The following is a 12,577-nucleotide window of genomic DNA, read 5'->3' as shown; positions in this document are numbered from 1 at the left end:
GCCACTCCGTCAGGGGGTATCCTGCTGATAATCATAGTCGCCTGACACGGATTGCGCCGGAGATTTCCCGGCGGCAAAAGGATGAGCTTCGACGTCAACGGGTGTCTGCGTGTGGTCACGGAACCACTGGCGATAGCCGTGCACCACAAAACCCCCGCTGCGCTGAATATAGGCTTCGCGGTCAGCGACATAGATCTGGCGCAGTGCATACCATGGCACGCCGGGTAAATCGTGATGCACCAGATGATAATTCAGATTCAGAAACAGTAAACGCCACAAAAAACCGGCTTCATTCAGCGTTGATCTGGCCTGCGGCGCATGCTCTGCGCGATGCTCAAAGAAAGAACGAACTTTGGTCAGACTGAGTGCCGGATAACTTACTGCGAAAATAAAATACAGCGGCGACAGCCCGCATTGCACCATCCCGCTGAACACAACCACCAGCAATACGCCATGTATCAGCCACATCCACACTGTGCGCCACTCACCGCGCAACACGGCTATCAGCGCGCCGGTCAGCGTACTGACGATATCCAGTAACGGGCCAATGAGCATTCTTCCCGGCAAGGTATTGCGCAGACGGACAACGGCCTTCATGGCGGGCGACAGACTTTCCCAACTGGCGCGGCTGAAATAATAGGCTTCAGGATCGTCGCCGGGCAGCGTCAGATGTTCATTGCGGTGATGTTGCAGATGCGTGTCGCGATACAGGCCATAGGGATACCAGACCGCCAGCGGCAGCGTGCCAATCAGCTGATTCAGCCAGGGTTTGCGGGTCGGATGCCCGTGGATGAGTTCATGTTGCAGCGACATATACCAGGTCGTGAACCAGATAAGCACAGGCGTTGCGAGCCATGGCCCGAGATTATTCCAGAAATACACTGCCGCAAACCAGCCGCTGTAAACCGAGACAATCAGTAGCCAGGTGGGGATTTCCCACCGCCACCAGAAATGGTGTGAGCGGAGGGTGATTTTGGCCCGCTGACGGGCGCTGAGGTAAAACGAAGAGGACGCCATAATGTGCCAGAGTCAGGGAACCTGACACATTATCGGGTAACGAATGGATGCCGCTAACTAACTTAAATCACTATCTATTGCCAGCTAGCGGCTAACAGACTCAGCCCTTCATATCTTTTTGCAGTGCCTGAGTAAATTGTTCCATCGGGCAGAAGCCCTGTTTGTCGGTGGTACATCCTTCAATGTGCAGCGTCACACGTTCCGGCGGATTTTTCAGACTCAGCGCCACATTGTTGCGGATCTGACGGGCGGTCGGATAAACGTATTCAATTTTCATCAGGTCCTTATCCGCTTTCTTGTCATGCCAGCGCTGGAAGACCACCGTGCCGCTGATAGGCGTCCGCTCGTACTGCCCCGGCAACTGATAATCCTGCGTTTTCAGTGCGGCCAGCAAGGAAGCGATATTCGAATCGTGCCCGACCAGCACCGCCAGTTTTGCCTGTTGCGCGGCTTTCTGATCGGCGGTTGACGCCAGTTTCGGGTCCAGCGCACCGGCAATAAAGGTCAGCAATGGTTTAGCCGCGTTGGCAGCAATCGCCGGCGAGCCGAAAAGTGTTTCGTGATACAGATTTTTGATGGTTTCCAGCTTCGTCCATTGGTCTGGCGTATCAATTTTACCCCAGGCAACATCCTTCATCGGGAAACCTTCGTAGTACTGCAACATGAACGCATCGGTCGCCCCGGTGGCCATACGCAGCGGGCCGGTAATGCCCGGTTCTTTGCCCTGTGTCAGCACCACGTCTGACGGCTGCGAAGCCAGATCGCACTGCTGTTTCTCTTTACAGATTTTACTGTTTTTATAATCGAGGATGCTTTCCAGCAACTGATAGTTCGGCTTGAGACGCTGATTCAATCCCGTCAGACCGCCCTCGCCTGCGTGCTGACTAATGGAATTCAGCGCGCTGGTTTTGAAGGTATCGTTCACTTCTGCGGTAATAATCGGGTTAAACACCGGATCCATCTTGCCGATTTCTACGCGGTTAAGCACCGCGACATCGCAGCCGGGAAAAGCGCCGGTGGTGAAGTGTTTCGCGGTATCAATGGTGCGCGGCAAACTGTTGGCGTAGGTAAAGACCTGCGCATTTTCAGGGCACCCGGCGGCAGGCAGCAGTTTGTCTTTCGCCAGCCAGGCACGGAAATAATGCCCCATATGTTCGGAAACCTGACCGCCTTTCGGTGTCAGCAAACCGCCTTCGGTTTTCCATACCGGCCAGGTGTGTGTTGTCGATTCGGCCAGCACATCGCCATAATTGACCAACGGGGCGCGGATACCGTGCCGGCTAAGCACCAGAACCTGTTGCAGTTCTAAATTATCGGACTGGGCGGCCTGAGCGACGGGCAACGTGAGAGGTAAAACGCAGGCAAGTGCAGACAATGCAAAATAACGGGATGCTTTTTTCACGAGTGATCCTCTTGATGAAGTGTTTTGTAGATTCCCTGAAAACAAAAAACACCGCAGAAGCCAACAGATTGATTCCTGCGGTGAATTTTTAGCATAGTGGAATATTCATCAGAAGTGGGGGATCAGGTTCACAACCTGTGGCCGGGCTTTGTACAGTCACAAAAAACGCATCAGAACTGATAACGCAGCCACGCAAAGAACACATTGCCGTTATTGTAGGTTCCCGGAATATACGTCGCCTGGAAGGTCAGTTTGTTATAGCCGACAGAAGCCAGCGGTAAAACAATCGGGATAGGAATATATTCATAATCGTCACGCGCCGTCACCGCCGCGGTATACCCCAGCCCTAAGCGAAAGTTTTTATCTTCTGCTGGCGTCCATATTTTTTCCCAGCCGTAACCGCCGATGGGTTCCCATTTATTGTGGGAATCTTTAAACGCCATAAAATAAATGCCATTCCAGTTACCCTTTTCATCATATCTGGAAATACCATAGCCTCCCCCCCACGGACGTTCGTTGTATTTATCGGTTTTCTCTTTATCGTAGGTCAGACGGTTATGCCAGGTGATTACCGGCAGATACAAATCCTGTGCATCAGAATCATTCCAGGTCGTTGAGACTTTATCGGTGAAGTCTGACCACACGTTCGCAGCCAGCGATTTGTACTGAATGGTATCGGGATCGCTGACGGGGTTAGTACCACTATTATTAGCTGATGCTGACGCACTCACACTGATGGCGCCAAAAAAAATGATTTCCCTGATAACGTTTCTAATATTAACGATGTGCATTTATTGTTTTAACTCCATGTTGAAGCTCTATCATAACTCCATCATGAATGAAGAATATAAACACGGATAAAACAAAAATACTGTAAATCGTTAATCATCTGAATTTTAAGAAAATGGTTTTCCAATTATCAGATTTTTCCTGAAACCAATACAACATTTCTTACACTCACAAACATTACTTTAAAGACTATTCCTATTAAATTTGCAAACGCAGCCAGCCAAAAAGTACATTCCCCTTAGAATTTGTACCGGGAATATAGGTAGCCTGGAAAGTCAGTCTCGAGTACCCGACAGACACCAGCGGCAGGACTAACGGGAAGGGGACGTAATCATAATTATCCCGCGCCGAGACAGCGGTTATATACCCCGCCCCCAGACGAAATTCTTTATCATCCAGTGGCTGCCATATTTTTTCATAAGCGTAACCGGCCACAGGCTCCCATTTATTAAAGAAGTCTTTAAAGGCCATTGCATAAATCCCGTGCCAGTTTCCTTTTTCATCATAACGTGAAATACCATAACCGCCGCCCCACGGATGTTCATTATACCCATCAATTTGTTTTTGACTGTGTGTATGCCGGTTATGACGCGTTAATACAGGCAGAAAGAGATCCTGCTGCTGAGGTGCCATCCATGTTTCAGCAACATTATTTTTATAGGAATCCCATAAGCCTTTATCATTTTCTTGCGAGGAAACATTCTGTTGCTGAGAATTAATAACATTATCTTGCGCCTTAACATTAATTGAAAGAAATAATGAAAAGGTTAAAAATGCAAAAGCGAATACTGCGCGATAATTCACGGAATATAAATTTTTCATTGGCGTTAAAGCCCTGTTGAGTTGACCGGGGCAGTATATAACGACAAACGCATATAAATAGTTAATCATTAATTAAGCAATGATAAACCACATGAATGTAATAAAGTTATTTCATTATAAAACAATGCATTAGAAATTTATGGTCGCGTGTAAACTGAAATTTTCTTTTACACAGAGCCGCTTTGGCTGAAGTTTACTTCTTTGCCGGATACCCGGATACAAAAAATCCGCAGGCTTTCGCACTGCGGATTTTTATTACTGAGGCTTATTAAGCATCAACCAAGCTGTTTACGCGCATTACGGAACATGCGCATCCACGGGCTGTCTTCGCCCCACTCTTCCGGATGCCAGGAGTTGCTGACCGTGCGGAAAACACGCTCCGGGTGCGGCATCATTACAGTGACGCGGCCTGACAGGTTAGTGACCGCGGTGATCCCGTTCGGGGAGCCGTTAGGGTTCGCCGGATAGTTTTCGGTCGCATGACCGTTATTATCCACAAAGCGCAGCGCCACCAGATTGCTGTGCTCGATTTGCGCCAGATGCGCGGCGTCACGGACTTCCACGTGTCCTTCGCCGTGGGAAACCGCGATTGGCATACGTGAACCGGCCATGCCCTGCATAAACATCGACGGGCTGGCCGTCACTTCCACCAGGCTGAAACGCGCTTCGAAGCGGTCAGACAGGTTACGCACGAAGCGTGGCCAATGCTCTGCGCCCGGGATCAGCTCTTTGAGGTTAGACATCATCTGACAACCGTTACACACGCCCAGGGCCAGCGTCTGCGGACGGTGGAAGAATTCTTCAAACTCTTCACGCACGCGGTCGTTGAACAGGACGGATTTCGCCCAGCCTTCACCCGCGCCCAGCACGTCACCGTAAGAGAATCCACCGCACGCTACCAGCGTGTGGAAATCCTGTAAATCACGGCGACCGGCCAGCAGGTCACTCATATGCACGTCAACCGCATCGAAACCGGCACGGTGGAAAGCAGCAGCCATTTCAACGTGTGAGTTCACACCCTGCTCGCGCAGAACGGCGACTTTCGGACGCGCACCTTTGGCGATGTATGGCGCGGCTACGTCTTCATCCGGAGCGAAAGTCAGTTTGACGTTCAGACCCGGATCGAGATCGTTGGTTTTCGCCTGATGTTCCTGATCGGCACATTCAGGGTTATCGCGCAGGCGCTGCATCTGCCAGGTGGTTTCTGCCCACCAGGTGCGCAACGTGGTACGGCTTTCGCTGTACACCGGCTTATTGCCGGAAGTGATGATGAAGCGATCGCCGGTTTCCACGGTACCGAGGTAATGCGTGCAATCCGCCAGACCAAAATCAGCCAGTGTTTTTTCCACCGCTTCACGGTCTGATGCACGAACCTGGATCACGGCGCCCAGTTCTTCGTTGAACAATGCAGCAAGCACATCGTTGCCCAGCGCAGCTATATCTGCAGTCAGGCCGCAATGTCCGGCAAAGGCCATTTCAGCCAGCGTCACCAGCAAACCACCGTCGGAACGGTCATGGTAGGCCAGCAATTTCTGTTCAGACACCAGCGCCTGCATGGCGTTGAAGAAACCACCCAGTTGCTCTGCACTGCGAACGTCAGCAGGCGTGTTACCGAGCTGGCGGTAAACCTGCGCCAGCGCCGTAGCGCCCAGTGCGTTATGACCTGCCCCCAGATCCACCAACAGCAATGCGGTGTCACCCTGGTCGGTGCGCAGTTGCGGCGTCACGGTATGGCGGACGTCTTCGACTCGGGCAAACGCGGTGATTACCAATGACAGCGGAGACGTCATCTCGCGTTGTTCGTTACCTTCCTGCCAGCGGGTTTTCATCGACATGGAGTCTTTGCCCACAGGAATAGTAATACCCAGCGCCGGACACAGTTCTTCGCCCACCGCTTTTACAGCCGCGTATAAACCGGCATCTTCGCCCGGGTGACCGGCCGCAGACATCCAGTTAGCAGAAAGCTTAACGCGTTTCAGGCTGCCGATCTCCACCGCGGCAATATTCGTGAGCGCTTCGCCAACGGCCATGCGACCAGAGGCAGCGAAGTCCAGCAAGGCAACCGGAGCGCGTTCGCCCAGTGACATCGCTTCGCCGTGGTAGCTGTCGAGGCTGGCGGTGGTGACTGCGCAGTCGGCTACCGGGATCTGCCACGGGCCGACCATCTGGTCACGCGCGACCATGCCGGTGACGGTGCGGTCGCCGATGGTGATCAGGAAGGTTTTCTCAGCAACGGCTGGCAAATGCAGAACGCGATTTACCGCTTCCGCAATCTGGATGTTTTCCGCATTCAGGTCGTCACCTTTCGCTTTCAATGTGGTGACGTCGCGGGTCATTTTTGGCGTTTTACCCAGCAGGACATCCAGCGGCATATCAATTGGCTGGTTGTCGAAATGGCTGTCTTTCAGAGAAAGATGCATTTCTTCGGTGGCTTCACCGATGACCGCGTAAGGTGCTCGTTCACGCTGGCAAATCGCATCGAACTGTTCAAGCTGCGCCGGAGAAACCGCCAGCACATAACGTTCCTGTGATTCGTTACACCAGACTTCCAGCGGGCTCATGCCCGGTTCGTCGTTCAGGATGTCACGAAGCTGGAAACGACCGCCACGGTTGCCATCGCTGACCAGTTCCGGCATGGCGTTAGATAAACCGCCGGCACCCACATCATGGATAAATAAAATCGGGTTGGCTTCGCCCAGTTGCCAGCAGCGGTCGATCACTTCCTGACAACGGCGTTCCATTTCCGGGTTGTCGCGCTGTACGGAAGCAAAATCCAGATCGGCATCAGACTGACCGGAAGCCATAGAAGACGCCGCGCCGCCACCCAGACCGATATTCATCGCCGGGCCGCCAAGTACAATCAGTTTCGCGCCAACCGTGATTTCACCTTTTTGCACGTGATCGGCACGGATGTTGCCGATACCGCCTGCCAGCATGATCGGTTTGTGGTAACCGCGCAGTTCAGGGCCGTTGTGACTATTGACGTTTTCTTCGTAAGTACGGAAGTAGCCCAGCAACGCCGGACGACCGAATTCGTTGTTAAATGCTGCGCCGCCCAGCGGGCCATCGGTCATGATATCCAGCGCGGTAACGATACGATCCGGCTTACCAAAATCTTCTTCCCACGGCTGTTCAAAACCAGGAATACGCAGGTTTGACACGGAGAAACCGACCAGACCGGCTTTCGGTTTCGCGCCGCGACCGGTTGCACCTTCGTCACGGATTTCACCGCCGGAACCCGTGGCCGCACCCGGCCACGGAGAGATCGCCGTCGGGTGGTTATGGGTTTCGACCTTCATCAGGATATGCGCCTGCTCCTGATGGAAATCGTACAGACCGTCTTTCGCATCGGCGTAGAAGCGACCGACCTGCGAACCTTCCATCACGGCGGCGTTATCTTTATACGCGGACAGCACGTGATCGGGAGTGTGTTCGAACGTATTCTTGATCATCTTAAACAGGGATTTCGGCTGCGTTTCGCCGTCGATAATCCAGTCTGCGTTGAAGATTTTGTGACGGCAGTGTTCTGAGTTTGCCTGTGCGAACATATACAGTTCGATGTCCGTCGGGTTGCGCCCCAACGACGTAAAGGCATCCATCAGATAATCAATTTCGTCCTGAGCCAGCGCCAGACCTAATTTGGTGTTGGCGGCTTCCAGAGCGCCACGGCCAACGCCCAGGATATCCACATGCTGCACCGGAGCCGGCTGATGCTGCGCAAACAACGCGCTGGCGTCTTCCAGATGACCAAAGACAGTTTCCATCATGCGGTCATGCAGTAATGCGCCCAGTTCATTCCACTGTGGTTCGGTCAGTTGCGGCGCCTGTACATAAAATGCCAGACCGCGTTCCAGACGCACAACCTGCGACAAGCCGCAATTGTGTGCAATATCGGTAGCTTTGGAAGACCACGGAGAAATGGTGCCAGGGCGCGGGGTAACCAGCAGTAAACGACCAGAAGGAGCGTGTTCAGCGAGAGAAGGACCGTATTTCAGGAGGCGTTGTAACTTGGTTTGTTCGTCCGAACTCAGCGGCGCGCTGACGTCGGCAAAATGTACATATTCGGCGTAGATATCGCTGACCGGAAGACGGGCTTCCTGACAACGGGACAACAATTTGTTAATGCGAAAAGCCGACAAAGCGGGCGAACCACGCAGTATTTCCATAATCACAGATCTCTCGTCTTCGAAGACACTGACCACAGTGCTTCTTTGGGCGCAACAGGGGGAAAACGCGGGCTATTATAAAGAAAGCTGACGCCCGACGAAACCGTTTGCGCAGGGAAACTTGATATTCATTTATAGCCCTACATATTTTACGGATATCATGAATAAAGTTGCAGACTGCCGTTTTGTTGAGCAAAATGCGTCAGCACTGGGGATATAGCCATACTAACTGCACAGCATAGCGTAAAAAAACAAGAGCGCCGCAGCGAGATAACTATTTGACGCGACTAAAAATTAATTATGTTCTGATGGGGATCGCCGCCCTGTTACTGGCGCTGGCTTTATGGCCGGCAGTCCCGTGGCACAGAGGTGAAGGCGACCAACTGGATCAAATAAAATCCCGTGGAGAATTGCGCGTAAGCACGCTCAATTCTCCACTGACTTTTATGAACTCCCCGGAAGGCAATCTCGGTTTCGATTACGAACTGGCTAAACGCTTTGCAGATTATCTGGGCGTGCAGCTGGTCGTGACACAGCACACCACCATTGAGAGCATGTTCGACGATCTGGATCATGATAATACTGACATGCTGGCTTCCGGTCTGGTGTACAACAATGAGCGGCTGAAAAACTACCGTGCTGGCCCGGAATACTATTCCGTTTCCCAGCAACTGGTTTACCGGCAGGGATCAGTGCGCCCGAAAAGCTTCGCAGACATCAAAGGCTCGCTGGTGGTGTCTGCTGGCAGCGCGCATATCGCCACACTGGAAGCCGCCAGCAAAAAGTATCCCGACCTCGCGTGGACCACGACCGATAAGATGTCACCCCGCGATCTGTTGCAGCAAGTCGAGAACGGTAAACTTGATTATACGCTGGGCGATTCGGTGACCATCGCCCTGATGCAGCGTGTTTATCCGCGTCTTGCGGTGGCTTTTGATGCGACTGACGACGAACCTGTGACCTGGTACTACCGCAAACAACCTGATGACGACAGCCTTTCTGCCGCCATGCTGGACTTTTTCAGCCAGATTTCAGAAGACGGCACCCTGGAAAAGCTGGAAGAAAAATATCTCGGGCACGTGGGCGATTTTGATTACGTTGATACCCGGACTTTCCTCAATGCCATCGACAGTACGCTGCCGGATTTACAGCCGCTGTTCGAAAAGTATGCCGGGAATATTGACTGGCGTTTACTGGCGGCTATCGCCTATCAGGAGTCCCACTGGGATCCGCAGGCAAAATCCCCGACCGGTGTACGGGGTGTGATGATGCTGACCCGCGCTACCGCTGGCGGATTGAATGTCGACGACCGCACGGATGCCGAACAAAGCATCCGTGGCGGTGCCCAGTATCTGTCGCATCTGATGGATAAAATGCCGGAATCTGTTCCGCAGGATGAACGGATCTGGTTTGCGCTGGCAGCCTATAACATGGGTTACGGCCATATGCTGGATGCCCGCAAACTGACGGCGCAACAGAAAGCCAATCCGGACAGCTGGGCAGATGTGAAACAGCGTCTGCCGATGCTGAATCAGAAACGCTTCTTTAGCCGGACGACTTACGGTTATGCACGCGGCACACAAGCGTATAATTATGTGGAGAATATCCGTCGTTATCAGCTGAGTCTGGTGGGATATCTGATGGAAAAGGAAAAACAGCAGGCACAGAAAGCGGCCTTGCAGGCTCAGTTAGGTCAGGGATATCCGGTGGTGAATGCGCAGGAAGCGCTGGCACCGTAAGACTGGCAGGCCTTTTTCTCAGGCCTGATCATCCGCCGCATCACCTGCCTGCGCGGCACGCTCTGCCAGTCGCAGCGCTTTTTTCTGGCTGCGGCGAAAACGAAAAAATGCACTCAGTTGTTCCGAACACGCTTCTGCCAGCACACCCGCCGTAATCTCCACCTGATGATTCATGCCCGGATGGCGCAATACATCGAGCAAAGAGCCCGCTGCGCCGGTTTTGGCATCAGCGGCACCATACACCACGCGACGGATCCGGCTGTGGATCATCGCCCCCGCGCACATGACACAAGGTTCCAGCGTAACGTACAATGTGGCATTGAGCAGACGATAATTTTGCACGGCGTTGCCGCCCTGACGTAATGCCATGATTTCGGCATGCGCTGTCGGATCATGATGGCCGATAGACCGGTTCCAGCCTTCACCAATCACCTGATTGTCTAAAACCAGTACCGCCCCCACAGGCACTTCACCCTCATCCTGCGCTTTCAGCGCCAGATTCATAGCATGTCGCATCCAGTGTTCATCATCATTTATTACTGCCAACTCTGCGTCTGCCACTTCAACCTCAATCATTTTTTACCGGCAGACATTTTATCTGAATTTTGCGCTGGCGGTTATTCCAGTTGCTGTAACTCGCCCTGTTTACTGACGCGAAAACGATGCTCACAAAAGAACAACAACGGATTGTCCTGTTTGCTGTCGCTGTATCCGCTGTAAAGTTTAAGCGGTGAGCCAATGCGGCTTTCGAGTTGCACGACTTTCTCTTCACCCAGACAACGCAAGGGCAGCACCCATCCGCCTTTGCCACGGGCGATCCGGCTGCCGACCAGACGAACCTGCGGCAAAAACAGGGACGTATTATAGACCTGCTGCACCAGATTTTCCGGCGACCCGGTGATCAGCCAGACTTCGGTATCCTCGCTGTCGAGATATTCACGCAGCCTGCGCTGCACCACCGGAAACTCCACCACTTTCTCGCGAAACACAGCGACAAATTGCAGCTCCAGTGCTTTCAGACGCGCTTCACCGTGGCCGAAGGTAATCGACCACAGCAACAGGCTCATGGGCCAGCGCGCGGCGCGCCCGTGAATAAACAGTCCGATTCCCACCAGCGGCAGAACCGGCACGACTAAAATCAGATTCTGCGGCATCCGCCTGAGCAAAAACCGCAGAAAGCTACCGAACATATCCTGCTGGTGCAGGGTGCCATCAAGATCAAAAAAGACCACCCGCCGATCAGGCTTCGTACTCAATCCGCTACTCCTCGGGATCGTTGAACCCCATCAACCAGGTAAAAATAAAACCAGCCAATACCGTAATGACTAAACCCGTCAGATACAACATCACTTTGCCGGAAATAATGGTCAGCGCCAGCGGCAGCCCGGAAATACCAAACGTGATAACTGTCGCGACTTTCCAGTAACAGATTAGCGCACCACCGACGGCTCCGCCCAGACACGCACCAATAAAAGGGCGGCCAAGCGGCAACGTAACACCGAATATCAGCGGTTCACCGATGCCGAGAATGCCCACAGGTAGCGCCCCTTTAATCACTTTTTTCAGCCGCGGGTTTCGGGTTTTAATATAAACTGCGATTGCCGCTCCCACCTGCCCCACACCGGCCATGGCTAAAATCGGCAGCAGCGGATTAGAACCATGTGCCTGGATCAGCTCAACGTGAATAGGCACCAGCCCCTGATGCAGACCGGATAACACCAGCGGCAGAAATGTCCCTGCCAGCACCCCGCCCACCAGTAATCCGCCTTTATCAATAGCGATATTAACGCCATGCGCGATGCCGTCAGAGATATAGCCACCGATCGGCTGAAGGATGACAATCGCCAGTGTCGCAGTGATAAGTGTAGTAATCAGTGGATTGAGGATCAGTTCGACCGACTCCGGCAGCCACTGACGCAACCTTTTCTCCAGCCAGCACATCAGCGCAACGACCAGCAATACTGCGATCACACCGCCGCGACCGGGCTGTAAAGCTTCACCAAACAGGGTAATTTGCGCCAGTGCAGGGCTGGAGAGAATCCCCGCCATTACGCCGCCCATGGCCTGAGAACCGCCGAAAACGCGCGCCGCATTCACGCCAACTAAAATATTCATGATGGCAAACACAGCACCACCAAAAATCGCCAGCAAGCCAAGCACATTAGGATAATCAAGGGCAATGGAACCGGCGATATCCGGCCGCTTGAGCAGATTGATAATGCCCATAATCAACCCCGAGGCGATAAATGCCGGGATCAGCGGGATAAATACATCAGCCAGCTTGCGCAGCGCCCCACTCATCGGCGCAGAGTATTTTGTTTTGGCGCTGGCTTTATTGCGGGCAATCTCGCTTTCATCACCTGGCGAACTCACCGTCCCGGCAGGATTAAGCAACAGACGCATCGCATCCACCACTTTTGCCGCCGCGCCAGGGCCGACAATGAACTGATGCTGGTCACCCTGCTTCAGGTAACCTTTGATACCTTCAAGCGTTTTCAGGCTGGTCAGATCCAGCCGATTATCGTCGTGCACTTCCACGCGCACGCGGGTCATGCAGTTTTCCAGTTTGCTGATATTCCGTTCGCCGCCGACACCCTGCAGAATCTGGGAAGCCAGCCGCTGCGTTTTATCCATTGCCATCG

9 protein-coding genes are annotated in these 12,577 nt (G+C 53.1%); 1 reads left to right on the top strand and 8 read right to left on the bottom strand.

The genetic code is table 11. The annotated features are described in order from the left end of the window. Positions 1–9: 9 nt before the first annotated feature. The 5 genes from AACU55_RS05935 to purL all read right to left on the bottom strand — a co-directional run bounded on the left by AACU55_RS05935 (position 10) and on the right by purL (position 8,199). The gene (locus AACU55_RS05935; protein ID WP_037036767.1) at positions 10–1,017 is read right to left on the bottom strand and encodes a fatty acid desaturase; all 1,008 of its coding nucleotides are present in this window, start codon (positions 1,015–1,017) and stop codon (positions 10–12) included. 100 nt (positions 1,018–1,117) lie between these two features. Further along, complete coding sequence (gene agp, locus AACU55_RS05930; protein WP_134706822.1) at positions 1,118–2,419, bottom strand: bifunctional glucose-1-phosphatase/inositol phosphatase; 1,302 nt, start codon at positions 2,417–2,419, stop codon at positions 1,118–1,120. Between the two features lie 170 nt (positions 2,420–2,589). Next, complete coding sequence (gene pagP, locus AACU55_RS05925) at positions 2,590–3,210, bottom strand: lipid IV(A) palmitoyltransferase PagP (RefSeq protein WP_013576705.1); 621 nt, start codon at positions 3,208–3,210, stop codon at positions 2,590–2,592. Between the two features lie 196 nt (positions 3,211–3,406). Continuing rightward, positions 3,407–4,030 (bottom strand): lipid IV(A) palmitoyltransferase PagP, encoded by a 624-nt coding sequence (gene pagP / locus AACU55_RS05920; protein WP_134706821.1) that lies wholly within the window; start codon positions 4,028–4,030, stop codon positions 3,407–3,409. A 275-nt stretch (positions 4,031–4,305) separates the two neighbouring features. After that, positions 4,306–8,199 carry a phosphoribosylformylglycinamidine synthase gene (gene purL / locus AACU55_RS05915; protein WP_205960149.1) on the bottom strand — a complete coding sequence of 1,298 codons (3,894 nt, stop codon included), beginning with the start codon at positions 8,197–8,199 and terminating at the stop codon, positions 4,306–4,308. 275 nt (positions 8,200–8,474) lie between these two features. On the opposite strand from purL, the gene mltF reads away from it, so the two are divergent. Beyond that, the gene (gene mltF / locus AACU55_RS05910; protein ID WP_013576708.1) at positions 8,475–9,935 is read left to right on the top strand and encodes a membrane-bound lytic murein transglycosylase MltF; all 1,461 of its coding nucleotides are present in this window, start codon (positions 8,475–8,477) and stop codon (positions 9,933–9,935) included. Positions 9,936–9,953: 18 nt separating this feature from the next. Here mltF and tadA read toward each other — a convergent pair whose 3' ends face one another. Genes tadA through AACU55_RS05895 form a run of 3 tightly spaced genes read right to left on the bottom strand, consistent with a single transcriptional unit; the run spans position 9,954 to position 12,569 of the window. After that, positions 9,954–10,511 (bottom strand): tRNA adenosine(34) deaminase TadA, encoded by a 558-nt coding sequence (tadA, locus tag AACU55_RS05905; RefSeq protein WP_112197066.1) that lies wholly within the window; start codon positions 10,509–10,511, stop codon positions 9,954–9,956. A gap of 41 nt (positions 10,512–10,552) precedes the next feature. Then, positions 10,553–11,191 (bottom strand): phosphatidylglycerophosphatase C, encoded by a 639-nt coding sequence (gene yfhb, locus AACU55_RS05900; RefSeq protein WP_134706819.1) that lies wholly within the window; start codon positions 11,189–11,191, stop codon positions 10,553–10,555. Positions 11,192–11,195: 4 nt separating this feature from the next. Beyond that, positions 11,196–12,569, bottom strand: a complete 1,374-nt coding sequence (locus AACU55_RS05895) for a PTS transporter subunit EIIC (RefSeq protein ID WP_134706839.1) — start codon at positions 12,567–12,569, stop codon at positions 11,196–11,198. Positions 12,570–12,577 lie beyond the last annotated feature (8 nt).

The organism is Rahnella sp. CJA17(1/100) (assembly GCF_963881615.1).
Taxonomy (GTDB): Bacteria; Pseudomonadota; Gammaproteobacteria; order Enterobacterales; family Enterobacteriaceae; genus Rahnella; species Rahnella aceris.
Note: the sequence above shows the minus strand (reverse complement) of the source record. Positions and strands in the feature narration are given on the sequence as shown.